Source organism: Candidatus Kurthia intestinigallinarum (assembly GCF_003991225.1).
GTDB classification, from domain to species: domain Bacteria; phylum Bacillota; class Bacilli; order Bacillales_A; family Planococcaceae; genus Kurthia; species Kurthia populi.
In genome coordinates this window covers 1-24,494 of record NZ_JTFC01000008.1, presented here as the reverse complement: position 1 = coordinate 24,494, position 24,494 = coordinate 1, and the positions used below count along the sequence as shown (strand labels likewise).

Genomic DNA, 24,494 nt, shown 5'->3' with positions numbered 1-24,494 from the left:
TCCTTTTTGTATTACCAAGCTAGATTTGCATTTTTTATAGCACTGACCGTTGGGTTTTGTACAAGCATGCCACCATCAGAATTGATGACTTGTCCTGTAATAAAAGAAGATTCATCGCTTGCTAAGAATAATGCTAAGTTAGCGATGTCCATTGGATCTCCAATACGGTCTAGTAATTTAACATCTTTATAAATATCAATTAATGCTGCTAAACCTTCAGGAGCATTTTCAATACGCTCCTTTGGTAAAACCATTCCAGGTGCAATGGCATTACAACGAACGCCTTGCTTGCCAAATTGAACCGCTGTTGAACGTGTTAATGAAATAACGCCTGCTTTAGCGGCCGCATATGCTGATTTCGTCATTTCCCCAACTTGTCCACCCATTGATGCTGTATTAATAATTGACCCACCGCCATTTTCTAACATGACTGGTAGCACATATTTTATACCTAACATGACAGATTTTAAATTGTAGCGCATCGTTTCGTCCCATTCAAAGATATCCATATCCTTTACATTAACATCATGATGGAAATCGAGGCGTGCGGCATTATTCATTAAAATATCAATATGTCCGTACGTGTCAACAGCTGTTTGAATCATATCTTTGATCATTTCCTCATTGCCAATATCCACTTGTTTAGCGATAATTTCTCCACCAGCTGCTTGTACTTCATTCACCACGCGCTCTAATCCTGCAACATTAATATCCGCAGCGACTACCTTAGCACCTTGTGCGGCGAATAATTTTACTGTTGCTTCACCCATGCCAGAAGCAGCACCTGTTACGATAGCTACTTTGTTTTCTAAACGATTCATAGTTAAACACCTCAATTTTTATTACAAAGCGTTTTTTCTTACAAAAATAATACTGCTTTGCTAGATTATTATATAAACTAATTTACACTTTGTAAACTAAGTTTGCTATAAAGGAGAGATTTTAAAGGAAATAAAGTGATGGCTATTCATTTGATGACAGCTAAGCAGCACTTTAATGCATCTAAACAATCGTTTCATGCTACTATAACTAATAGGTGATGAAAATGAAATTAGATCCAAGACAAGTACGTTCAAAAGAAAAATTACAAGAGGCCTACCTAGCATTATTGATTGAAGGCTATGACCAATTAAGTATTCAGCAACTTTGTAAAAAAGCTGAAATTACACGTCCTACTTTTTACAAATCATATAAGGACATACAAGATTTACGTGAAGACTTGATTGCTAAACTTTTAAATGAACTAGAGCATGCATTAACGATTCAAAATACAAAGCCTTTAGAGCAAATGCCTGTAGAAGAACGCTATATTAATTTGACGCTTTTATTTGAACATATACAAAAAAATCAAAAAGCTTATGAAACATTATTAATTTATAAAGCAGATGCATTACTAAGTAATGGTATTCAAAGAATTTTAAGAGACTATGTAAAAAATGGGTTGCATCTTTCTGCCACACGTCCATATCTTATTGATGTAGATGAAAACTTAATTAATTCATATGTGGTAGGCGCTTATTTAGAATGCATTCGTTGGTGGATAAAAACCAATTATGCGACGGAGCCAGGGCAAATGGCTAAAACATTAATCGAAATTTCACTTAATGGGCCATTCATTAAACGAGTGCCTTAAAGTAGAAAAAGGAGAAAGCGCGAGTTTAGCGCTTTCTCCTTTTTCTTTATTGTGCTTTTACTGTTGTTGCCTTTGTCGTACCTAATTTTTTATCATAAGCAATGATATCATACGTTGCCGCTTCCGACGTTTCATCCGAGATTCTTATCTTTTATTTGCGGATTTGCCTTCACTAGTTCAGGCACACTAACATGATTATCCTTCGCAATGCTCCATAGCGTAGCACCTGCCAAAACTTTGGTTGTTTTCTTTTTCGCTGGTTGCTTTTTGTTCGTTGCTACATCCGATGGCAAGTTTTTCGTTGCTTCCTTTTTATTCGTTCATGCGTTTGCTCCATCTAACGCTTTTGTTGCTTTCGTTCGTTCTTTCACATCTGTAAAGGTTGCTGGCAAATTAATTTCTTGCCCCGGATAAATAAGATTTTTATTTTTTATTTGTGGATTTGCTTTTAGTAATGCAGCGAAATCAACTTGTTTCTTTTGTGCAATTAACCACAAATTATCAGCAACAACGACTTTGTACGTTTTTGTTGCCTTTTTGATAGTTGTCGGTGGCAATTGGATTAATTGATTTTTGTAAATTAAATCTTTATTGTTTATTTGATTATTAAGTTTCAATACTTCATTGAAATCTTTATTTCGTGTTTTAGAAATGTTCCACAAATTATCACCAAATTCCACTTTATAAGTATCAGCAAGAGCTGTCATCGGTGCAAAAAATACAGCCGAAGACAGTGTCACTGCTAATTCTTTTTTCATAAATGTTGGGCCTCCGTATAGCTTTAAATTTATTACAGCACTATTGCCTAGGATATGTAGTTTCATAATAGTAAATCAGTATGTTTTTTGGTTAACCTTATTGAAATTATCCTAAAAAAATGCCACTGTCAAATAGCAATAAATAGCTTATCAAAAGTTATAAACATACGATTACATGATATATTATACAATTTAATCTAATTTTTCCTATTCATCATATCTAAATGAGTAAAAGACAAAAAGATAATTCAACTCTTTATACTGAAAATCTGTATTTATTTTTAGCCTATTTGCATAAAAAATTTTTTCATGCCTAAAAATAATGCCAAAAAAAATTATGTACGATAAAAAAAGACCGCACAATGGCGGCCTTTTGCTTCCGATAATTTAGATAAAGCGCGTTAATTGTTCAGCAGGAATACGTGAAGACCCATATGCTGGCGCTGCCGCTTCACCAATAGAAATTAATAATACAGGGAATTCATTCTCTGGAAGATTGAAGTGCTCTGCAAATTGTTGTTTGTTAAAGCCACCCATTGGTACGGTGTCATAACCCATTTCTTTTGCTAATAACATGATTTGCATTGAGATTAAACCAGCATCAAATTGAATCACATTTTTCAATGCTTCCTCTGGTAAACCAGCATATAAGTTTACAGAGTTTTTAATCATATTGTCCGCAATTTCACGTGTCATAAAACCTTGTTCCACGTTTGCATCATAAATTGCTTGTGCATTTTCATACATTTTCAAATCACCTAATACAGCAATTGTTGCAGATGATTGTACGATTTGTTCTTGATTGAATGCGATTGGTAATAATTCTTTTTTCGCTTCTTCATCTTGGATAATTAGGAAACGCCAAGGTTGCATATTGCTTGATGATGGAGCAGTTGTTGCAAGTCGTACTAATTCCATTAACTTTTCTTGAGGAATTGTGACACCCTCTTTATATTTACGTACCGATTTACGGTCATTCATAATTCGTTGAAGTTCAGTTTGTGTAGAGATCATTGTGTTAATCCTTCTTTCATATTTATTACATTTTGATTAAGTCGCTTCACAAAATGTTGCAGTTGTGAAAATTCCGCTTCTGAAAACCCTGCATACAATTCATCAAAAAACTGCGTACGGTTGCATGAACAGCCACTCAGGCGCTGTTGTCCTTGTGAGCTTAACTCTACGAACACTTCCCGGTTATTGTCAGCGTTTCGTTCACGTTTCACAAGGTTTTCTTGCTCTAATACTTTCAAGTGCCTTGTAACAGCAGCTTGGTCGATTTTCAGTACATCACGTAAGTCGCTTTGTACCATGCGCCCATTATGATAGAGTTGTTGCAGCATTTCATAGCGCGTCAAGCTCATATGCGTTGATTTCTCAAAGCATTGCGTCACTTGACGTTCAATGCCCTTTATTTCCATTAATACTTGCTTCATCTCTTCCTGACTCATGACAAAAACTCCTTTATTATTGATGCATCAATTGTTGACTAGTCAATTATATAAAAAATGATATTTTTTTCAATATTTTTCACTTATATTATCAAAAACACATCAATTGTTTTAAAAATAACCCAAAATAACCCATCAAAAAAATCGCACCTTTTACTAGTGCGATTTCTGAATCATTTTCGTTTATCGATATTTTTCCATAGCATCTAATAAAGCAATCTCAACAAATTCAGCAAGTTTTATACCCTTTTCTTCCGCAAACTCTTTTGCCTGCTGTGCCATGCCCTGGTCAATATAAAATGTCTTACTTTTCCGTTCCTCTGATGATAGAGCTGCCGCTGCATCTGTAATATCCTTCGTAAGTGTTTGTTTTAATTTCCCCTGCGACTCCACCGTCGCAAGTTCTTTTAATTTTTTCACTTCGTCATCTGTGAATGGATGGAGTGGCATCACCTGTACCCATTTTCCTTCCTCTTCATCATACACAAAACCATATGTGGAAAGACTTGCAACAATTTCTTTTGCCTTCATATTAATTTTTTCATCTTTTAATACTTTTTTAATTTCCTTGGCTGACTTTCCAGCTAACGCTTCTTTGACAATTAATTGATCCTGATGCATCGGCATCCCCTCCTTATCATTATAGTTCCACTAAAATACAGTTTTCACACATAAAAAACCTAGAAGAAGCAAATCTGCTCTTCTAGGCCTTCATTAATATGCAATGTCTTCGATTTTCTTTGGTGTCACATAATAATCGTAATTATTTGTTGAAACATTTATTTTATCGTATGTCACACCCATATTATTTAACACCACTTGGATTTTTTTTGCTTCAGCTAAAAACTGTTCTTTTGATAAATGGTTATCTAATATGATGTTCCCACCTACAGGGCCAAATGCTTTCACATTTGGAGACCATGTTTTATCTGTATTTTTTTTATCAACATTAATAATTAAAAGTTCGTCTGCGGCATAATCCTTCGTTACAAGTGGCACATTTTCTGCCTCCAACTGTTTTCTTAATTCTTTTGTTGCTTGCTCTGTAAATAGCTCACTTTTTTTTGTATCCTCTAATTTAGAAAAACGCGTATCATAATTAATTTCATATGGACGATCACCTACTGTATCAACAATAAATGTTTCTGTATTACCGTAACCATCTTTAAATTCTACTTCAAAAGAATAGGTGTCCATATACCAGTTGTGGCCCGCCTTCACAATTTCCATATCTTTCGCGTTTGAGTATGTCATTTCTAAATAATTTTTCACGACATCTTTTGCTTTTTGTTTCGCAATGGGATTGCCATTCGCTGAAAAGTAAGCGATTAGTAATGCGGCGACAATGACGATAAAGCCAATTGCACCAATCATTTTATTTTTTTTCATATTTCTCTCTCCCTGTCATCATGTTCCAACATTTTGTTAGTAAAAAGCCAATCATAAAGAATAATAACAAAATTGGAACGTATATAAATAATCCGATAAATTCTTGCAACGTATCATACATTGTCGGCATCTCTAATGCCGGAATAAGTGCCACAAAGATTGTCGTTGTAATCGTTGCTATCACAAGTGGTATGCGCATCTTGCCATAAAATCCGTATAGTAGCGCACCTAGCAGCGGATAAATTAAGATAAAATAAAGACCCTCTTCAGCTCCATATGCGCTATACGCCGCACCCGCTGCCATTAAGACAATGAGCAGCATTTGCATGAAGCTTGATTTTTTAATTGTTTTTTGAAGTTTCCTTACATCACGCTTCACTTCAAAGGCTGGAAGTGGTTTCCCCATATCAGCTACGAGTTTTCGACATTTCTCACAATGCTTTAAATGCTCGTCGACAAATGCTTTTGAATCGGGCTGTAATAAATCTTCCTCATATGAGGGTAATAAGTCTTCGACAATTTGACATTCTTTCATTACATGTCCTCCATTTCTTGTTGTAACTTGCGCTTCAGTCGATGAAACGTCACACGCGCATAGTTTTCGCTCTTGCCAAGCATTTCGCCTACTTCCGCAAAACTTAGCTCACCATATGTCCGTAGTAAAACGAGTTCTTGCTCATCTTTTTTTAATTTCGACAATACATATAAAAAATGCTTCATATCTTCTTGCACTTCAATTAAATGTTCGGTTGATGGCACCTCTTGTTCTGGGAGCGCTGATAACATACCTAGCAAATCGTTTTCATAATGGTTTTTTCGATAATATTTTTTTAATAAGTTATTCGCTATCGAAAAAATCCATGTTTTTAATGTGCTTGCCCCAGAAAATGTATCGACACTTTTACATGCTTCATAAAATGTGTCTTGGCATAAATCCTGTGTCAGCATTCGATTAGCCGTTTTAGCGTAGAAAAAAGCTTCGACTTGCGGTTGCAAATCCACATAATATTCTTCAATTTTATTCATCAGCGACCTCCCTTCTTGGTTCGTTCATAGTATTAATACCTTGAGTTTTCATTTCGTTACAAAAAAGTACAAATTTTTTTTAAAAAGTTTTTTTCTATGTATTTGCACAAAATAAAAAAGAAGAAATCATCTTTCTTCTTTCATACGAACTTATTAATTACTCGATTTTTGTGCATCACGAATTTCCTGACAAACCGGAATCGCTTTTCGAGCAGATAAATCAAACATAACACTTATAATAGAAGCTTCTGCGATTGTTTCTTTCTGTTCATTAATGATTTCCTGCTGTAATGTGAAACTTTTTGTTCCTACATGGGCTAATGTTGTATGAATAATTAGCTTATCACCAAGCCGCGCCTCTTTTTTAAAATCCGTTTCTAAATGCACAACCACTGTCCCAATACGGTCTTCTTCAATTAATTTTTTTACCGGCATGCCAATGCCCTTATACCATGTGTGACGCGCCTGCTCTAAATAATAAATATATTGCACATGATTCATATGCCCATTCAAATCCGTATCTGGCTCCATTACTTCTAACTCCATATCAACTAACATCCAAAGACCTCCTTTTTATTGTCTATTCCCTTTTTTCATTACGTCAACGCTTGAAAGTAGTTTGAAAAAATAAGAAAAGGTACTAGGTTTTTTCAGAGAGATGAGTTATTTAAACATACTGCTAAGCTTTTACAAAAAATGACTTGCTTGCATGCTTAACAGAGATGAATTTGTATGCCATTTCTCCCATGTCAGAAGTGGCTTTTCATAATCGCTTACCAGTATGGCACATTAGTTTTGCATTAAATCTATACGTACATCATCATACACATATCGAGCTCGGCCCAAGCTTTGGCTTACGCTGTTGCAACGCCTGCTTGTGATCCATATGAAATGCTTTACCAGCCTACCGATGTACGCATGTATCATGACCAGCAACTGATAAAAGGGGAACATAAAATGTTCATTTAAAAAGCAGAAAGGCGAAGAGTCACCATTCTGCTTTTTTTAATCGTTTAAATGTGTCGCATAATAGTTAATGGCACGACTAAATGCCTGTACATCATTGTCTAAAGAAGCCTTCACGTAACATTGTAGCAATAAGGTCGTTGCCTTCTCATGCTCTTGTAAATTATAATAGGGCATCGCTAAAAGTGGTGGTAAAGCGAAGTTATCTGGAAATTGTTCATAGCCCTGCTCTAAGATTTTTCGTGCATCCTCATAGCGATGGAGCACGCGATATGTACTCCCTAATCCAATATAAGCATCCACTTCATCATAGCCAAGCGCAATCGCTTTTTCATAATACGGTACCGCTTCTTTTTCTCGTCCTAACACCTCATTTGTTGCTGCATAGTACTGTGCCTCTGCGTCTTGAGGATTTTCGACTGTTATTTTTTCAAATTGTTTCAGTGCTTCTTCATGTTTCCCTGCACTACGTAAGCGCATTGCTAATTCCCACATCATTATCACTCCTTTTGCCTTTGTTTTATTCCCTTTTCCCCAATACTTGAATATCATTTACGACAACCAAAGCAAAACAATACTTTATGCTCAATGTTTATCTTTTAAACGAAAAATAATATTAAAAAAAGAGTATTTATGACTATTACTAATCTCTGAATTAACTGAAAATTAAAGTTATTATATTCTATAATGCTAGTATAGACTCCTTAATTAATTATTCATTATTAAGGGTATTTTATCTAGTTTTTCTGTTTTACGATGGGGTAAAGTTAAGCATTGACTTCTTTCTATATAGATTAGCTGAAAAGTTTTATATTTAAAATGGCACACTAGCCTTTTTTCTTTTTTATTTAAAAGAGCATTCTAAAAAATCACTCAAACTTATACATATATTATGCATAATTGTCCTTTCTTTCTAATTAAAAATAGAATTATGCTTATAAGCCTTATTGGAGGTTTTGACGATGCCAATCCCTACATTATATATATATATAACTATCTTTTTGCTTCCTGCAATTCTTTTAATTAGCTGTATTACAATTCTTCTCACGCGCTCTTATTCTATAAAAGAAGCAAAGCTTATCGGCTATGCTTTTAGCAGCTACGCAGTTGCATTAATAAGCGAATTTGTACGCCACATGGTTCCAATGAATCAAAGTTGGTGGCTAACTGAATTTATTGTAGCACCTTTTATTTTACTAGGCGCCTCATTTACATTGCATACTATGTATATTGTAATTGCAAAATATACACCGATTCCATTTCGGTTCGCGCCAATTATTTTTTATGTACCTGTTGTATTCATGCTTGCGATGATTCCAATTATCGGTCTTAATTCAGATAACTTTTATTCGCACACCGTTTGGTATTACCGAGATGTACCATTCTATACCACATTATTTTTTATCGGATTTGGTTCTATTTCACTCTCAACGTTACCGATTTTATACGTCGGCTATCGTCGCTGCCTCAATCGTAATATTTTCCGATTAATTCGCTTTTTATTTATCGGTCAACTCATTGTTTTTGCGACGTATATTACCTGTATTGTGACTTTCACGCTTATACCTTATCCACCAATGTGGCCGCTGTATTTAGGTATTTTCACGACGCTGATGCTATTTTGGGGTATATTGCGTTTTAACCTTACCTCAAGTTTAGCGAATCGCTATCAAACGATGATGAAATTAACACCTTACGCAATTGTGCTACTAGATGAAAAACAACGCGTATTTGACTTTAATGATGCTGCAATGATTTGGGCAGATTTTAAAGTAGGTATGCCTGCAAAAGATTCTTTTATTCTAAAAGAAAATATTTTGCGGTTCCAATCATTTATGGACCGACTTGTAAAAGAAAATTCATTACGTGGGCAATTATTAACGATTCAGCACGCGGAAACTGGTAGAACAACCTATCTTTCTTGTAATGCCTCTGTTGTTTATTTAAATGATGGTCCTTTTTATTACTTAGTCTGGTATGACCAAACAAGTGAAATCGAACGCCAACGGCAAATTAGGGAAATGGCCTATGTAGACTCCATTACGACATTGTCTAACCGCACGTATTTTAATTCTTATATTCTCACTAAAAACACACCTGGCACTTTAATTCTGTGTGATTTAAATCGTTTCAAACAAGTAAATGATACGTATGGTCATCAAATTGGAGATGAATTATTACAGCTTTTTGCATCATTTTTTAAAGAATATATCACCCCACCTCATTTAAGTGCTCGGCTAGGTGGAGATGAATTTGCGATTTATTTGCATAATTGTACGTCCATCGACACAATTGAATCCTTAATTTATACATTACGAGTGCAATGTCAAACAAAGCCACTTACCTTAAAAGATGGTAATGAAATTTTTATTAGCGCTAGCTTCGGATATGCTATTTCTAAGGAACCGATTACAAATTTGGAGACTGTGCTTCATACAGCAGATTTAAATATGTACAAGGAAAAAAAGCATTTAAAAAACGCTTAAAAAGGGGTGAATCTTTTGACGTATGATGCGACCACGCTTTTAATTTACTGCTGTGCCTTTTTATTGCCAGTAGCCATTTTAATTTGTTTAAGTTTATTCGTATTAACGCGCGGGTTGCATAGTCTAGAAAATCGACTAATTGCCTTTATCTGCTGTTGCTATATGGTGTCGTTTATTAGCATATTTTTTGCGCATTTACAGCCAACCATCCATCCGTATTTAACAAATTATGTGCATGCCCCGATTGGCATTTTATCACTTAGCGCACTAATGCACCTTGCCTATTGGCTCATTCGTAACTTAAATCAAGTACGGATTCCGTTTGCACCTTTTATTTTTTACGCTCCTGCAGCAGCGGTTTTTATCGGTGCATTTTTTGCACCCCTGCCAACGACAGGCTTTGAAAACGGGAATATTTGGCTCCAAAATACGATGACACCGTTTATATCACTTGTTTATAGTTTATCGGCAATCCTCTTATTGGGCCTGCTTGGTTTTGCCAGCTATATCGCTTTAAAAATCCGTCGCGGCATTCAAAAGAAAATGTTTTATTATTTTTCAAGTGTACTCATTATTGTTATCGGTGCATTTTACACAGTGGAATGGCTTCTTCCACCTCAAACGACATTTCCATTTATGTCGATGTACATTCAAGTAGCCTGCATATTAGCGGTTGGCGCTGGCATGGTTCACCTAGAGCTATCGCCGAGCATCGCCAATCGTTATCGTGAACTTATCACGGTGGCACCGATTGGTATCGTTATTTTAGACCATGAATTCCGTATTTCTGAAATTAACGACAATGCGCGAGAACCCATTGAACAGTACGGCGTCGAAAATATTGTTCATCAGCTTTTTTTCAATGATTTATCGCTCAACCATAGTGGGTCAATTTATGATTTATTAACAAAAAGAGGGATTTTAACGAATCATATTGTTCGTATGGAAGACCCTTTTTCAGATGATGCGTATTTTTTATCTGTCAATGCCTCCATTTTAGAAGAGGAGCATCATTATTTTTATTACTTATCTTATTTTGATATGACAGAAGAAATGAAGCAACAGCAGCGCTTACATCAACTCGCTTATGAGGATCAATTAACTCACTTGCCAAATCGCGCATACTTCATCCCAAAAGTGACGAACTTAATCAACACCCTAAAAATGGGCACATTGATTTTAATGGATTTAAATTCATTCAAACAAATTAATGATACGTACGGCCATAAAATTGGTGATTATGTGCTACAGTTTACTGCACAACTACTACGCGATGCTGCACAGCCAACACATGAGTTAGCACGATTAGGCGGCGATGAGTTTGTGCTTTATTTACCTGATAGTAACGAGGCATTTGCGATGCGTTTTGTAGATGATTTACGGACTCGCTTTGTGTCAAATCCATTCCAGTATGAAGACCTATCCTTTATTATTTCACCAAGTATTGGCTACGCTATTGTACACGCTGACGTATCAGCTCATTTTGAATATTATTATCAGCTTGCAGATGACGCGATGTATGTCGATAAGCAGCGTATTAAAAAAGCACGAGATTTATAGACTAAAAAGAGACTGAGACGAAATACGTCATTTTCCTTTTTTTAGCGTTCGCAACGAAAAACCGGAACCGCGCCACCGTGCGATTCCGGCTTTTCTTATGTTTCTAGGAGCGGTTATTTTTACACATATGTTCTAGCCTATTTTTCAGCTAAACAATTATTAGGTTAAAATTCCTCAAACTCCCTCGGATCTTGATTATCAATGCGTCCATTTTCTTGTGTTAGCGCATTAATCTTTTGCATATCTTCATCAGACAATTCAAAATCAAAAATCGCTAAATTTTCAAGCTGATGTTCCTCAGAACCTGCTTTTGGAATCGCGATAACACCTAACTGATAATGCCAACGTAAAATGATTTGACCAACTGTCTTTCCTTTTTCCGCCGCAATAGCCTTTAATGTCTCATCATAGATAACTGTACGTCCGCGGCTAAGGGGACTCCATGCTTCGGTAATAATGCCTTTAGATGCATCAAATGCACGTTGCTCTTCTTGTGAAAAGTAAGGATGCAACTCAATCTGATTAACGACCGGAAGGACACCCGTTTCATCTTCTAAACGATTTAAATGCTCTGGCATGAAGTTACACACGCCAATCGAACGGACAAGTCCGCGTTTTTGCGCCTCAATTAAAACCTGCCATGCCTGTACGTATAAATCTTGCTTTGGATTTGGCCAATGTAATAAATATAAATCCAAATAATCTAATCCCATACGATAAAGTGATTCTTCAATCATTTCGAGTGCAACGTCAGGATTTTTATAAAACTGTGCACGTAATTTAGACGTCACAAATAATTCCTCACGTGGAACTCCGGAACGGCGAATACCTTCACCGACTGCTCCCTCATTGTCATAACGAATCGCCGTATCAATTAAACGATAACCATGTCTGATTGCCTGCGCTACATTATTTGCACAGTCCTCACCTTTCATAAATACCGTCCCAAAACCAATGGATGGAATATCATAGCCATCTGCTAATTTTTTTGTCGAATTCATTCAATCACCTTCCTCGTTGTACTGTTACCTCAAGAAGAAGTGCTTAAACAATAATATTTGTAATCTCTTCAGCTGTTTCAAGACGATATGCCGCATCGTCCATTCCTTTTGTTGAATGCGCACCCCATAATGCTAGCGCGAAAGGAACACCTGCCCCTTTCGCACATTGATAATCAAAAATCGTATCTCCAACATAAATCGCTTCTGCTGGCGCTACTGCTAACTCCGTTAAACAAAGTTGTAATGGCGCTGGATCCGGCTTCGTCTTTGGTGCATCCTCTGCTGTGATAATAGATGCAAAATAGTCATTCAATCCAAACGGCTGAAATTCATTCACAAATTGTACGCGTGTTTTAGATGTTACAATTCCTAGTTTTACACCCTGTGCCGTTAATGTCTTTAAAGCTTCTTCGACACCATAAAATAATTGTACCTCGTCCATATAGACTTCGACTGCTTTATCCCATTCTTTATGTACTTCATTAATATTCTCTACACCTAAACGCTTCAATGCATCTTTACCTGGAATACCAAAAACAACTCGCAGCTCATCCATCGTATACATCAAATCATGTTGCTCTAATACTTGTTGAAGCGCCTTCAGCTGTGCACGCTCTGTGTCTAGCATTGTGCCATCTACATCAAAAATAATTGCTTTCATTATAAACCATCTCCTTTTCTTTAGTTTTACCTGTTTTTGTTTAAATTGCAAGAGGACGGGAAGAGATTGACAGTAGAAAAAGATTGGAGTGTTTAAGATATGGATATGGAAACATGTAGTGCAGAATGTGTCGCAACAGCAAAAATTGCAAATCGTTGCTTTGATTTATGCCTAGCAGAACAGGATGTCACAATGGTTGCTCAGTGCATTCGATTAACACGAGAATGTACGGATTTTTGTCATGCTACTGCAAGTGCGCTAGAACGAAATAGTCCCTTCGCAAAGCAACTTTGTGCTCTTTGCGCTGAAATCTGTCATACTTGCGCAAACGAATGCGCCAAACACGCCGAGCATCATGAGCATTGTCGTAAATGTGAAGAAGCTTGTACACGCTGTGCTGAGGTGTGTGAGCTAATGGTCAAAGCACTAAGCTAACGTAAAAAAAGAACCACATTGCTGCGATTCTTTTCCACTATATTTTAGCCGCACATACCTATTTGTGCGTTTTTTTAATTCTCATCAATTGTAAAAATAATACGAATGCCATTTGGATCTACTGTTGAAAAGCGTTGTTCACCACCAAATGCGGGTGCCTCTTCAAATGCTTCAACAGGAAACCCAGCCGTTTTTAATTGCCCTGCTACCGTATCCGCATAGGCTACATCTTTCAATACGACTGTGTACGATTTTAAACCAACTGCATTATGAGGACGCTCACTTGCCCCTGCACTATTCCATGTATTCAAACCAATATGGTGATGGTAATGGCCTGTTGAAATAAACAACGCCTGGCGACCATATCTTGTCACCACTTCATAATCTAATACATTTGTATAAAAATTTTCTGTTTGCGCTAAATCTGCCACAGATAAATGAATATGCCCCATTACGGTTTCTGCTGGTAAGCCATTATATTGTCCATCTGCCTCCGCAAGAACTGACGCAAAATCAACTTCACGCGTTGTCATATACACTTGGTTATTATCATCCCATTGCCATTCGGTATCTGGACGGTCCACATAAATTTCAATACCATTACCATCTGGGTCATATAAATAAAGTGCTTCACTCACATCGTGATCACCTGCACCGATACGTACATCATATTCAATAAAATGCTGCACAAAATTCCCTAAATCTTTGCGTGTTGGTAAAAGTAATGCAAAATGATATAACCCCGTATAACCTTTTGCTGATACCGCCTCTGGTACTTCATTAATCGATACAAGACTTGTTTTGCCATCTGCTGATAAGTAAGCAGTTGTTGCTGTTTGCTTTAAAACAGTGAAGCCAATAATTGTTGTATAGTATTCAATTGAACGGGCTAAATTTGATACATTTAATTGCACATGTGACACATATGCATTTGGTTTTTTATGATAAGTTGTCATGATTATATTTCCCCTAATTTTTTATTAGTTAATTACTATTCGTAACTTACTATAAAATAGAAACCTTTAGAAGTCAACAAAAAAGACCGAAAATTAGTTCTTCTCGGTCTGCAACATATTATACCTATCTAATTTTTTCATAAATGCATAATCACGAATTCTCTCACCCGCTAAGCTATACAATAGACTCGCCAATTGATTTTCATGCAATTCGTAATAATGCTTTGGATTTGTTGCAAGTTGTGGTGCATGACCAACGACAATAATATGCTGCGCCTCGTAATGCTCTTTAAGGCGCTCGATTTGTGCCGCCGATTTAATAAAAGGTGGCCGATAAACCGTCAATTTTTGTGTACGCAAAATCCCTTCAAGTAGTGCTAATAATTGTGGGTTTTTCATTTTCTTATTAATAATGAGTAGGGCCACATTTTTTTGCTCGCCATGTAAGCGTAATTCCTTTAATAACGATATTAATAAATCATCAATAAAGCGCTCCACAGCCGGTGCATATGCCCCCGCCTCAATAAGCTGCTTCAACGGCATAACAATCATCGTCAACCAATCTGCTGGTGTCGATTTCGCTAATAGTTCTTGGACATATGTCGTTGCTTGCTCATATTGTTCCTCTACAACATAATGCAATAAACATAGTAGTCGTTCATAATCTGGTGACTCCATTTTACATAATGTAATAGTCGTACGTACCGGCAATGCTTGTGTCGCCACTGTTGTTGTTTGCGTCGACTGCATAAAACCTTCTTTTTTTCGTTCCCCCGCTTCTAAGAGCTCCCGAAAATGATACAATAACTCATTACTCCAACGATTTTGTTCATGCATTAAATGGTAAATTTCTTGCAAAGAAATCATTGAATTTTCACGCGTCATCGTAACATACGTATGGACGACCTGTAAAATCTGAACATCTAATGTGGGCTGCTCTATACAGTGATACTTTAGAATATGCGAAAGATGTGCAAGTCCAATTCGTTCAAAATAACCCTTTAAATACGTATCATCAAGTGCTTCGCAAGGTATTAAGAGATAGGCAATTGCCGTATCCCCTAAGCGTTCCATTCCCATACGTTTTGCTAACAGTGTGCCCAGTGAAAACTGTTCTACCGCCTGCGAAAACATCTGATCATGCATTAAATGCTGCATTTCCTCACGCAACCGATTATCTTGTAAATACGCAGCTAATAATGTTTGAATCACACAACTATATTCTTTATTCAAAAATAAATGTGCATAGCGATTTCTTTCATTATTTGCACGTATCATTTTAAAAAATTCTGTCAAAAACGTACGTGTTTCGACATCATATTGATGTGGTAAAGACTGTTCTACATAGACATAGCGAATATGATGCAGTTTCAACAAATAAATAAGACGGTCTGTTAATTTTCTGCCTGCACGCAATAATAACTTTTTTTCATCTTTTACATTTTCGCAAATAATATCTCCAGAGCTTAAAACATTCACATGGCGATAAGCCTTCGTTAACTGTAGTTGCATACGTTCTTTCTCCCTTCTTTATAGACGTTGTTACACTCTACAATAAGAGAAAAAGGTTAAAAAATAGTTAAATTATCAGATTATTTAATAAAATAGAACTAAAAACCCATTTAAATAGTTCTTTTATACTTATTTAAATAAATTTCTAATTCTTTCCCCGTCATATATTTACCGGAAAAATGCTCCAATAGTGAATTTAACTGAGGTTCTGTTAGATGAAAATTTTGTTGCTTAGTAGAAAATTGATACGGCTGATTCCCAATTGTAATAATATGCTCAAGATACATCTGCTCCAACACTTGTTCGCAAGATTCTTTTGATTTCGCATACACAGACCAACCTTGTGTATATAATAAGCTTTTGAAAATTTTAATAAGTGTAGGATTTTCAGTTGTATTTGTCGTAACTAATAGTACTGGTTCATCAACATTTTCATTTCTAAATTGCTGTAATGTATCATCTAATAGCAGCTGTAATTTTGACAAAGCATGTTGTAAATGCTCTGTTTGTAAATAATTTGTGCGTTTTAGCATCTGTAGTAAATGATAAATTGGAATAAAAATTTGCGTGCTCCAATCTTTACATGCATAGCATAATTTTAGTTGTTCATAATAGCGCTGTACGTGCTGTGTATCACCTTTAATTAAATAATTCGATAAATGCGTAAATAATTCTTTTGCCGTATCTACTTCATATGACACTAAACGTTTAATCGTAATACTTAAATCCATTGGCAAAATCATTGATTTATGCGCTGTTCGTACGCGTGGTAAAAGCTGCATCAATTCATTATTGGCTTCTACAACAGCCTTTTCACCTGTTGTTAATTCAACAATGGAACCCTTCGGATAAATACCAATAAACTCGATAAAACGATTTAATAATTGCTTGTTAAATTGTGTACCAAGGCGATACATATGCTCAAAAGCCTCTGATGCAGACATTGCGGGTTGATGCGCACGTTTCATTGTAAGTGCAGAATACGTATCAACAATTTGTAGTAGTTGCACTTCTACTGATAAATCTTCCTCTGTTAGTGCATACGGATAGCCACTTCCATCTATTCTTTCATGATGTTGCTTTGAAAAATGTGAAACATGCTCAAGCCCTAGTGACTCAAGCATTATCTCACCTCGTTCCACATGTTGCTGCACGACACGTTTCTCTGCATTCGTAAATGGGTCCTTTTTTTGCAGTAATAGTAACGATGTATAGACTGTTCCTATATCATATAGTAAATAACCGATTGCAAATTGAGAAATATTTGGCATATTCTCATGCTTTGCAAATAATGTTGCCAGTGTAAAAACATCTGTCGCATGTCTATACAAATACCCATCAAAATCTTTCAGCATTAAGAAGTGCTCTCGCCACTGCGCATTTTTCATATATGATAAAAATAACTCTTTAATAAATTGAATATCTGTTGAATCCTTTAATGTACGACCATAACGCATCTCTAAGCTGTTGTAGCCAACTGCCTGGAAAAATAAATCCGTCACAGATTTTAATGACTCGTCTATGTCATTAAATTTTCTACGTTTCACGCAAATAGTCCTGATATTTCTTTTTTTCAAAAAGTCAATTTCATGTTCTGTTAAAATATGCCCACTACGCATCCAAACTTGATTTTCAACTCGTAAATCACTATATAATTCGTCTCCTGAACACACAGTATGAACGGTGCAGTATTCGTAGCTTTTTTGTGCCACTGCCATTAAAACCCCTCCTATTAGATATAGTTTGTATATAGACTATATTCTTCAAAGGTTAAAACAACGTTAAACAGCACATCTTTTACTTAATTATTTATAGTCTAAAGACTCATTATCGGTCGGTAACTTAAATCGAATACATGTACCCTCTGATTCTTCACTTTTTGCTTCGATCATTCCTTTATGTTCTTCTACAATTTTCTTACAAATAGCTAATCCAATACCATGTGAATCACGATGCTTACTATTGCTCGCACGATAATTACTTTGGAAAATATAAGGCAGATCCTTCGCTGGAATGCCGATGCCGCTATCTTTAATTTCAAATATGACATACTCATCTTCAACATGCATACTAAATGAAATATATCCTTTATCTGTATATTTCAGCGCATTTGTCATTAAATTAACAAAAACCTGCTCGATTCGTTTTACATCTACTACAACCAAAATCTCTGCAGAAACAGTGCTTGTTGTATCATATATCAACCCAGCCCTTGCAACATCCTCTGCATAGTTATAGCATAAAGATTCATACAATTGTTGTGCCGGTAACTGTGTATAATGGAAATCTAAACGCCCTGCTTCTAATTTTGCTAAATCAAATAAATCACGAATCAACTCATTCAAATTTAATAACCGCATTTTACTGCGTTCTAAATATTTCATTTGCTGTTGTTCATCTGTTACAACACCATCCAAAATTGCTTCAATATAGCCAAGTGTAGAAGTAATTGGTGATCGTAACTCATGGGAGACACTTTGTAGTAGTTGTTTACGCTCCTGCTCACTCATTTCAAGACGCCCCATCGCTATTTGTAAATCCATATTTCTCTCTTCTAACTCATTTGTACGCAATGTCACTCGATTTTCTAAATCTGCATATACTTCCGCATTTTCAACTGCAATTAATAACTGCAAGGCAATCTGACGTAAAATATCCATATCAACAACTTTGAAAACATGTTCAACATACTGATTTTCTAAATATAAAAAAGCCCTCGTTTCTCCTTTATATTGAATTGCCATACAAATTAATGTTTTTGCTGTATTATCATATAAACGAATTTCCTCATCCGTACTTTCACGCAATATAAGTGGCTGTGTTCGCTGTTGCACTTCATGAATCATCACAAGCTGCGCTGCCGTTAATGGCTTTGTAATCATATTTAATTGTATTGGTCCTTGCTCTCTTAAAAGAGAGGCTGTGACACACCATTCATCTTCTTGCTTTTTAATAAAATGGACTGCCGTCGCATTAGCCTGGCGCATTAATAATTTAAGTAGGCGCTCATAAACCTCTTCAATCGTCGTTTCACGTGCTAATGATTCTGTTGCTTCAAATATAGCCAATCTATCAACTGGCACATTCGATGTTGTTGTTTCTTCTGGTAAAATATAATGTGTATATAGTTCTACGAGGCGCTCTGCAATAACTGATGCCCCCCATAAACGCACCTTTTGAATACTTTGAGCTACATAGCGCTGCGTTTTCTTTTCATCATGTTGATTATGATAAAAACGTGCCGCACGCTCATAAAAAATCGCCTCATGGTGCACATAGTGATAAATTTTTGATAATTGAATCGCACGATCATATCGTAATGCTGCTTCCTCATACATTTGTTTACGGTACTCATTTTCAGCCACCAATAGCATATATAAATGCTCATATTGATGCGGTGCTTTGGTACTCCAAATTTTAAATTTATATAAGCTTTCCTTAATTTCACGTACAGCCTTCAACAACGCCTTACGCGGTAAAATATCCTCTCGCAGTCGATCAAATTGATGTAATGCTCTAAAGAAATAGTAATATGGTGCAATTGGTAGTGAGATAATTTCATGCTTTTGTTTTTCTAACTCCATGAGCAATTCCTCTTGTGCTGTACAATCATTAAAGAAATAGGCCATTTGAATACGCAAGATATAATGCATAGCTTTCACCATCGCCTCATCTTCAAGCGTAATCGGCATATGATATTCAGGTACAATATCACCGTTTCGTAACGCTTCAATCCAATACTGCAATTCTGCTAAAAAGTCCTCTGCTAAGGCATTCGGATGCTGACCATAACGGTCCTGTTGAGTCACGATTTCCTGTTGCACATCCACTAGTGAATCGCCTGATAAAAACCGTGTATTACAAACAAAACAAGAATGCGATGTCGTAATATAGTTCATCCCTAATTCATTTGTACATAACTGACTTTGGCGCATTAATTCAATAGCTGATGGTAAATCATGCTGCCAATGATGTAGGAAAATACTATAAATAAAATATACGCGCGCCTTAATATAAATATCCTCTGAAGCATCCGCTAACTCTTTTGCTAGACTTCCAAAACGTAGCGCACCTTCAATATCATCAAACCCTGAAATGAGTATTAATGCATAATTACAATAAACGATAGGCGCCTGCGTAGAAGCACCATATTTCAACTGCAAACGAAGTAAACGTAAAAATAGCATCGCTGAAATATTCGGATGTGAAGATAACCGACTAAATGCAATCATTATTTGTATAAGAATATCAATCTCTTCATTATCAATGGCGGGCAAATTTAATAAATCCTCATTTGTTTTACGACGTAATGCCCACTTTACCTTTACAAACTCTTTAACAATATCTAATTTTTTAACTGATTTTGTAATATTCATATTGCCAAGTTCTAATGCACGAAAGCCAATATCAATTAACTTATCTGAAGAATCATGTTCTTGATGCATACGTGTCATCAAATAATATACGCGTAATTTTTCGAGCTTTGTTTCCGCATGAGTCAACGCCTCATTCATATAGTCATTCGATTCGTCTATATGCATTAATACACCTTCACACTCTGCAAGATCCATATAAATTTGCAAAGTTTCCACTCGTAACCGTTCCCAGCAGTCTGTAGGTAATAATGTTTTACTTTCTAAAAAATAATAACGTGCATTTTGTACAAGCCCAGCCGACTTTGCTAGAACACCTAATTGATGATTCCATAATGCCAGCTGCTCATGCTCAATCGTACTTAAACGACTCTTACAGTAATTCAGTTGTCGCACAATTTCTTCTAATAATTCCACACCATTATTTTCTTTTTGCAATAGTTTTCCAATCGAAAAATGTATCGACATACTCTCTGTTTCAGGGATAGAATTATAAACGGCCTGTTGAACACCATCATGAACAAACTGGAATAGTTGTTTTTCATTTGGTAGCGTACGTTGGTATACACTGCGCATTCGTATAAACCCACGCTCCATTAATATATGTAAATCACTTAATAAATTATAATACGGAACATCTAACAACTTCAGTAATAATTGAAATTCAAATGTTTGCCCAAAACAAGCAGCTGTTTGCAAAATATATTTTAAATGCGGCTCCAATAAATCAACTCGTCGGGTAATAAATTCTGATAAACCGTCACTCGTCACAATACCATTTAATTTTTGGGCATCATAATGCCAGCTTGCAGTCGCTGCCTCATAAAAAAGAATCTTTGTTTTTAATAGCATTCGAAAAGCCTCAGCAATAAAATATGGATTGCCCTGTGTTAAACGCGCTAAATATTTAGCGATTTCATATGCAGTCGGACCTTCGCCTAATACTGCTTTCACCCATTCTTCAATAGCTGAAAGCTCCAGTAATCCTAATTGAATGGTGCTATAATTTTCTAATTCTTGTTGCCACTCCATAAGACGATTTTTTGTAGATGCCTCATCACGCATAGCTACAATAAATAATAAATAGCCACTATCATGATATGCACAAATTTTCTTAAACAAATCGACAACAATATCATCCGCCCATTGTAAGTCATCAACAAAAAATACGAGCGGGCGCTTCTTCGTTGCAAAAACAGTAAGTAATTTTTGCAATGAAGAAAAAATATACGCATAAATTTGTTGTGTTGCTTGTTCGCGGTCATCAATAATTTTCGTTGTTTTTGATATGAACCAGGATAATTCTGGAATGAGTTGAAGCAAACTATCCATAACGATTAAATCCACTTGCTTGATACCTTGTTTAAAACGTGAAATTTCGGCATCACCTGCTAAATACACTTGTTTTAATAAATCGCGAAAAGGTGCCACAACTGGAGCGAACGTATGCTGTTTTTTTAACTGATCAAATTTCCCTTCAATAAAATATCCTTTTGCATAAAAAGTTTGTTCCATAATCGATTTTGCAAGCGAAGATTTTCCAGTCCCTGATGCACCCACCAAAAAGACAACTTGACCATCCCCTTTGACAACACGTTGAAATGCGCGTTCAAGCATTTGCTTCTCTGTTGTACGTCCATATAATTTTGAATCAACCGTCATATCCGAGTGTTGTTCCATTTCAGCAAGCTGAAAATCTATATTCATTTTCCCTTGTGCAAGCGCTTCGAAAACACGAATTAAGTCATACTTTAAACTACTTGCTGTTTGGTAACGCTCACCCGAACTCTTTGCAATTAATTTTTGGACGATATTTCCTAAAATCGGCATACGACTTTTTTGTACAATCACCGTGTGATCAACTTGTTTTGTCAAAATATCAAATACATATTCTTGCTCTGTATCCGCTTCAAAAAGGGGCTTATCGGCAATCATTTCATAAAGTAATGCCCCAATTGCATATAAATCCACACGTTCATCACTTTTTTGGTCGATGCGTCCTGTTTGTTCTGGTGCCAAATAAGCCCAGTCTACCTCTGTTGTCGCTTGTGCTAATGTTTCAGGCGCCAATAATTTCACTTCAAGGGTTTGTGGATTCACAAAAATATGGGATGGATTAATCAACTGATATATCGTATTTTGCTGATGCAAATTTTCAGTTGCAGCAATGATAGCGATTACAATTTGCAATACTTGATTTAATGACAGTTTTGACAACAACAGTTGACGAAGGGATTGGCCTGTAAAATCTTCATATAAAAATAAAAATTGTCCATTAAATTCAAGCACGTTGAGTGGTTGAAACAAAAATGGATACTGCTCCGTATTCTTTTTTACATATTGTAATTTTTCTTGTGCCTGCTGTAAGGTTGTAACATCCGGAATCACTTGTAATACCATCATTGATTCATAGATTTCTATATATTTACGATGCAATAGCTGCGGCATATATTCCGTTTTCTTAACCATCAATAGCACTCCTATTCGCAAAAAATTCAAACTTATTCATTAAATTTATAGCCAAAACCTCGGATAGTTTGAATCCATCTTGGTTTCGTTGAGGAATCACCAATTTTCCTGCGCAATGTACTAATGTGTACAGACAATGTTTTCGGATCAACAATTCCATCATAGCCCCAAATTGTATTAAGCAACTGCTCTGAACTTACGACACGCGTACGATTTTCGACTAAATAAAACAGTAATTGCTTCTCTTTCGTAAATAAATTGATTCGTTCTCCTGCACGGTACACTTCTTTTTCATCCAATTGAATCGTTAAATCATCAAATGTTAACGCATTCGCATCTTGATTGGAAGTACGACGTTTTAAATGCGCTTGAATTCTTGCGATAAGTTCTTTCGGAATAAACGGCTTTGTCATATAATCATCTGCACCTACTTCAAATCCCATTAACTTATAATCAATCATTTCATTTACCGTTAAAAACATTAACACCGCGTTCGTCTTACTGCGGATTTTTTTAGCTAATTCAAAACCTGTACCATCAGGTAAATTCACATCTAATACGATGACGTCCGGCTTACTTTCCAAAATAATACGTTCTCCATCTGCTACTGTTGATGCTTTGAATAATTGAAAGCCAGCATTTTCAATATAGATTGATAAAACCTCTAAAATATCTATGTCATCTTCTACAACAACAATTCGTTCCTTCATATTAGTCTCATCCTCTCCTAAGCCTTCTAATCCTTTCATTTTACCATATTTTTTAATATTTCTTATAATTTAACACAACAAATGAACTATTTTTTACATAAAAAAAGGAGGTTGGGACATAAGTAAAAATTCCAGTCTTTAATAGAGAAGGTGATGTCGAATTTGACATCACCTTCTCTATTTTTATGCGCAAATTGGGAATTACCATTCCCTTATTGCGTATTTTCTTAAGTTTGTCGCCATTAATGCGAGGCCAATTTCATTTTTTACTTTCGATTTTCCTCGGACGGAGAATCGAGTGAAACCTAAATTAGCCTTCAGAAATCCAAAAACTGGTTCTACGTCAATTTTACGTTGACGATAGATTTCAGCTGTTTTTGGTTCTGAAAGCTTCTGTCGTATATATGATTTCTGTTGTTCCCATTTCGTGTTCACATACAGTTTTCGATGCGCGCCTTCGGCAGCTTTTGTACAGAGAGAACGTATTGGACAATCTGAACAGTCTTCGCATTGATATACTTTAAACGTACGTATATACCCTGAACGATCCTTACGGCTCGCATCATATTGATAAGTTAATTGTTTTTCATTCGGGCAGGTATAGCTGTCTGTTTTTTCATTGTATGGCCAATTATTTGTTTTTGAGGGGTCTTGCTGAAACTTCTTCTTTCCTTCTTTGCGATACATATTATAAGTGATAAGAGGGATACGTTCATGTGTTTCTAACACGTTTTGATAATTAACTTCACTGCTGTAACCGGCATCTGCCACAATATATTTCGGTAATTCGAAATACTGGTCCGTAATCGTTTCTAAAAAAGGCGTTAACGTTTTCGTATCTGTTGGGTTAGGGTATACATCATACGCGAGTGTATATTGATTTTCAGTTGCTACTTGTAGATTATAACCTGGCTTAAGCTGCCCATTTTTCATATAGTCATCTTTCATACGCATAAACGTCGCATCTCTATCTGTTTTAGAATAACTGTTTCGCTCACCCATCAATTCTAAGTCTTGTTGATAGACTTTCTTTCGCGTAATCCAATCATGAATTTGTTTCACGATTTGTTTAGGTGTCTTTCGTTGACTACGTAATTGCTTACGTTCT

General features: G+C 36.0%; 22 protein-coding genes and 1 pseudogene. 4 read left to right on the top strand and 19 right to left on the bottom strand.

What is annotated here, in order from left to right; all coding sequences use genetic code 11:
* Positions 1 to 11 precede the first annotated feature (11 nt).
* Positions 12 to 821 (bottom strand): SDR family NAD(P)-dependent oxidoreductase, encoded by an 810-nt coding sequence (locus tag QI30_RS02160; protein WP_126989309.1) that lies wholly within the window; start codon positions 819 to 821, stop codon positions 12 to 14.
* A 224-nt stretch (positions 822 to 1,045) separates the two neighbouring features.
* On the opposite strand from QI30_RS02160, the gene QI30_RS02155 reads away from it, so the two are divergent.
* On the top strand, positions 1,046 to 1,633 hold the full coding sequence (locus QI30_RS02155) for a TetR/AcrR family transcriptional regulator (RefSeq protein ID WP_158620935.1): 588 nt from the start codon (positions 1,046 to 1,048) through the stop codon (positions 1,631 to 1,633).
* A 131-nt stretch (positions 1,634 to 1,764) separates the two neighbouring features.
* Here QI30_RS02155 and QI30_RS02150 read toward each other — a convergent pair whose 3' ends face one another.
* From QI30_RS02150 to QI30_RS02105, 10 genes are all read right to left on the bottom strand, one after another.
* Positions 1,765 to 1,926, bottom strand: coding sequence for a LysM peptidoglycan-binding domain-containing protein (locus QI30_RS02150; RefSeq protein ID WP_126989307.1), 162 nt, complete (start codon positions 1,924 to 1,926; stop codon positions 1,765 to 1,767).
* A gap of 27 nt (positions 1,927 to 1,953) precedes the next feature.
* A complete protein-coding gene (locus QI30_RS02145; RefSeq protein ID WP_158620934.1) occupies positions 1,954 to 2,391 on the bottom strand; it encodes a LysM peptidoglycan-binding domain-containing protein in 438 nt (145 codons plus the stop codon).
* A 387-nt stretch (positions 2,392 to 2,778) separates the two neighbouring features.
* On the bottom strand, positions 2,779 to 3,405 hold the full coding sequence (locus QI30_RS02140; protein ID WP_126989305.1) for a nitroreductase family protein: 627 nt from the start codon (positions 3,403 to 3,405) through the stop codon (positions 2,779 to 2,781).
* Positions 3,402 to 3,842, bottom strand: coding sequence for a MarR family winged helix-turn-helix transcriptional regulator (locus QI30_RS02135; protein WP_126989304.1), 441 nt, complete (start codon positions 3,840 to 3,842; stop codon positions 3,402 to 3,404). Before QI30_RS02135 ends, QI30_RS02140 begins: the two co-directional genes overlap by 4 nt.
* Positions 3,843 to 4,025: 183 nt before the next feature.
* Positions 4,026 to 4,463, bottom strand: coding sequence for a hypothetical protein (locus tag QI30_RS02130; protein ID WP_126989303.1), 438 nt, complete (start codon positions 4,461 to 4,463; stop codon positions 4,026 to 4,028).
* A gap of 93 nt (positions 4,464 to 4,556) precedes the next feature.
* A complete protein-coding gene (locus tag QI30_RS02125) occupies positions 4,557 to 5,231 on the bottom strand; it encodes a hypothetical protein (protein WP_126989302.1) in 675 nt (224 codons plus the stop codon).
* On the bottom strand, positions 5,218 to 5,766 hold the full coding sequence (locus tag QI30_RS02120) for a zf-HC2 domain-containing protein (RefSeq protein WP_126989301.1): 549 nt from the start codon (positions 5,764 to 5,766) through the stop codon (positions 5,218 to 5,220). The genes QI30_RS02125 and QI30_RS02120 overlap by 14 nt, the downstream gene beginning before the upstream one ends.
* Positions 5,766 to 6,257, bottom strand: coding sequence for an RNA polymerase sigma factor (locus QI30_RS02115; RefSeq protein WP_126989300.1), 492 nt, complete (start codon positions 6,255 to 6,257; stop codon positions 5,766 to 5,768). The genes QI30_RS02120 and QI30_RS02115 overlap by 1 nt, the downstream gene beginning before the upstream one ends.
* Before the next feature lie 153 nt (positions 6,258 to 6,410).
* Positions 6,411 to 6,815 (bottom strand): acyl-CoA thioesterase, encoded by a 405-nt coding sequence (locus tag QI30_RS02110; RefSeq protein ID WP_126989299.1) that lies wholly within the window; start codon positions 6,813 to 6,815, stop codon positions 6,411 to 6,413.
* 447 nt (positions 6,816 to 7,262) lie between these two features.
* Positions 7,263 to 7,721, bottom strand: a complete 459-nt coding sequence (locus QI30_RS02105) for a tetratricopeptide repeat protein (protein ID WP_158620933.1) — start codon at positions 7,719 to 7,721, stop codon at positions 7,263 to 7,265.
* A 464-nt stretch (positions 7,722 to 8,185) separates the two neighbouring features.
* On the opposite strand from QI30_RS02105, the gene QI30_RS02100 reads away from it, so the two are divergent.
* Complete coding sequence (locus QI30_RS02100) at positions 8,186 to 9,709, top strand: sensor domain-containing diguanylate cyclase (protein WP_126989297.1); 1,524 nt, start codon at positions 8,186 to 8,188, stop codon at positions 9,707 to 9,709.
* A gap of 15 nt (positions 9,710 to 9,724) precedes the next feature.
* Entirely contained in the window at positions 9,725 to 11,269 is a 1,545-nt protein-coding gene (locus QI30_RS02095; RefSeq protein ID WP_126989296.1) for a diguanylate cyclase domain-containing protein, read from the top strand.
* A gap of 164 nt (positions 11,270 to 11,433) precedes the next feature.
* On the opposite strand, the gene QI30_RS02090 is transcribed toward QI30_RS02095, so the two are convergent.
* Positions 11,434 to 12,270, bottom strand: a complete 837-nt coding sequence (locus QI30_RS02090; protein WP_126989295.1) for an aldo/keto reductase — start codon at positions 12,268 to 12,270, stop codon at positions 11,434 to 11,436.
* A 43-nt stretch (positions 12,271 to 12,313) separates the two neighbouring features.
* Positions 12,314 to 12,931, bottom strand: coding sequence for an HAD family hydrolase (locus QI30_RS02085; RefSeq protein WP_370323571.1), 618 nt, complete (start codon positions 12,929 to 12,931; stop codon positions 12,314 to 12,316).
* A gap of 99 nt (positions 12,932 to 13,030) precedes the next feature.
* On the opposite strand from QI30_RS02085, the gene QI30_RS02080 reads away from it, so the two are divergent.
* Complete coding sequence (locus QI30_RS02080) at positions 13,031 to 13,366, top strand: four-helix bundle copper-binding protein (protein ID WP_126989294.1); 336 nt, start codon at positions 13,031 to 13,033, stop codon at positions 13,364 to 13,366.
* A gap of 74 nt (positions 13,367 to 13,440) precedes the next feature.
* Here QI30_RS02080 and QI30_RS02075 read toward each other — a convergent pair whose 3' ends face one another.
* From QI30_RS02075 to QI30_RS02050, 6 genes and pseudogenes are all read right to left on the bottom strand, one after another.
* The gene (locus tag QI30_RS02075; protein ID WP_233600502.1) at positions 13,441 to 14,322 is read right to left on the bottom strand and encodes a VOC family protein; all 882 of its coding nucleotides are present in this window, start codon (positions 14,320 to 14,322) and stop codon (positions 13,441 to 13,443) included.
* A 93-nt stretch (positions 14,323 to 14,415) separates the two neighbouring features.
* Complete coding sequence (locus tag QI30_RS02070) at positions 14,416 to 15,834, bottom strand: hypothetical protein (protein ID WP_126989292.1); 1,419 nt, start codon at positions 15,832 to 15,834, stop codon at positions 14,416 to 14,418.
* Positions 15,835 to 15,944: 110 nt separating this feature from the next.
* Entirely contained in the window at positions 15,945 to 17,552 is a 1,608-nt protein-coding gene (locus QI30_RS02065) for an HD-GYP domain-containing protein (RefSeq protein WP_126989291.1), read from the bottom strand.
* A gap of 87 nt (positions 17,553 to 17,639) precedes the next feature.
* A complete protein-coding gene (locus QI30_RS02060) occupies positions 17,640 to 22,676 on the bottom strand; it encodes an AAA family ATPase (protein WP_126989290.1) in 5,037 nt (1,678 codons plus the stop codon).
* A gap of 32 nt (positions 22,677 to 22,708) precedes the next feature.
* Positions 22,709 to 23,386 carry a response regulator transcription factor gene (locus tag QI30_RS02055; RefSeq protein WP_126989289.1) on the bottom strand — a complete coding sequence of 226 codons (678 nt, stop codon included), beginning with the start codon at positions 23,384 to 23,386 and terminating at the stop codon, positions 22,709 to 22,711.
* Between the two features lie 219 nt (positions 23,387 to 23,605).
* Positions 23,606 to 24,494: pseudogene (locus QI30_RS02050) on the bottom strand (transposase); the annotation flags it as partial.

What these genes read in the sequence shown, in the direction of transcription:
- QI30_RS02160 (WP_126989309.1), bottom strand. Translation starts at nt 821, where the DNA reads ATGAATCGTTTAGAAAACAAAGTAGCTATCGTAACAGGTGCTGCTTCT.
- QI30_RS02155 (WP_158620935.1), top strand. Translation starts at nt 1,046, where the DNA reads ATGAAATTAGATCCAAGACAAGTACGTTCAAAAGAAAAATTACAAGAG.
- QI30_RS02145 (WP_158620934.1), bottom strand. Translation starts at nt 2,391, where the DNA reads ATGAAAAAAGAATTAGCAGTGACACTGTCTTCGGCTGTATTTTTTGCA.
- QI30_RS02140 (WP_126989305.1), bottom strand. Translation starts at nt 3,405, where the DNA reads ATGATCTCTACACAAACTGAACTTCAACGAATTATGAATGACCGTAAA.
- QI30_RS02135 (WP_126989304.1), bottom strand. Translation starts at nt 3,842, where the DNA reads ATGAGTCAGGAAGAGATGAAGCAAGTATTAATGGAAATAAAGGGCATT.
- QI30_RS02130 (WP_126989303.1), bottom strand. Translation starts at nt 4,463, where the DNA reads ATGCATCAGGATCAATTAATTGTCAAAGAAGCGTTAGCTGGAAAGTCA.
- QI30_RS02125 (WP_126989302.1), bottom strand. Translation starts at nt 5,231, where the DNA reads ATGAAAAAAAATAAAATGATTGGTGCAATTGGCTTTATCGTCATTGTC.
- QI30_RS02120 (WP_126989301.1), bottom strand. Translation starts at nt 5,766, where the DNA reads ATGAAAGAATGTCAAATTGTCGAAGACTTATTACCCTCATATGAGGAA.
- QI30_RS02115 (WP_126989300.1), bottom strand. Translation starts at nt 6,257, where the DNA reads ATGAATAAAATTGAAGAATATTATGTGGATTTGCAACCGCAAGTCGAA.
- QI30_RS02110 (WP_126989299.1), bottom strand. Translation starts at nt 6,815, where the DNA reads ATGTTAGTTGATATGGAGTTAGAAGTAATGGAGCCAGATACGGATTTG.
- QI30_RS02105 (WP_158620933.1), bottom strand. Translation starts at nt 7,721, where the DNA reads ATGATGTGGGAATTAGCAATGCGCTTACGTAGTGCAGGGAAACATGAA.
- QI30_RS02100 (WP_126989297.1), top strand. Translation starts at nt 8,186, where the DNA reads ATGCCAATCCCTACATTATATATATATATAACTATCTTTTTGCTTCCT.
- QI30_RS02090 (WP_126989295.1), bottom strand. Translation starts at nt 12,270, where the DNA reads ATGAATTCGACAAAAAAATTAGCAGATGGCTATGATATTCCATCCATT.
- QI30_RS02085 (WP_370323571.1), bottom strand. Translation starts at nt 12,931, where the DNA reads ATGAAAGCAATTATTTTTGATGTAGATGGCACAATGCTAGACACAGAG.
- QI30_RS02080 (WP_126989294.1), top strand. Translation starts at nt 13,031, where the DNA reads ATGGATATGGAAACATGTAGTGCAGAATGTGTCGCAACAGCAAAAATT.
- QI30_RS02075 (WP_233600502.1), bottom strand. Translation starts at nt 14,322, where the DNA reads ATGACAACTTATCATAAAAAACCAAATGCATATGTGTCACATGTGCAA.
- QI30_RS02070 (WP_126989292.1), bottom strand. Translation starts at nt 15,834, where the DNA reads ATGCAACTACAGTTAACGAAGGCTTATCGCCATGTGAATGTTTTAAGC.
- QI30_RS02065 (WP_126989291.1), bottom strand. Translation starts at nt 17,552, where the DNA reads ATGGCAGTGGCACAAAAAAGCTACGAATACTGCACCGTTCATACTGTG.
- QI30_RS02060 (WP_126989290.1), bottom strand. Translation starts at nt 22,676, where the DNA reads ATGGTTAAGAAAACGGAATATATGCCGCAGCTATTGCATCGTAAATAT.
- QI30_RS02055 (WP_126989289.1), bottom strand. Translation starts at nt 23,386, where the DNA reads ATGAAGGAACGAATTGTTGTTGTAGAAGATGACATAGATATTTTAGAG.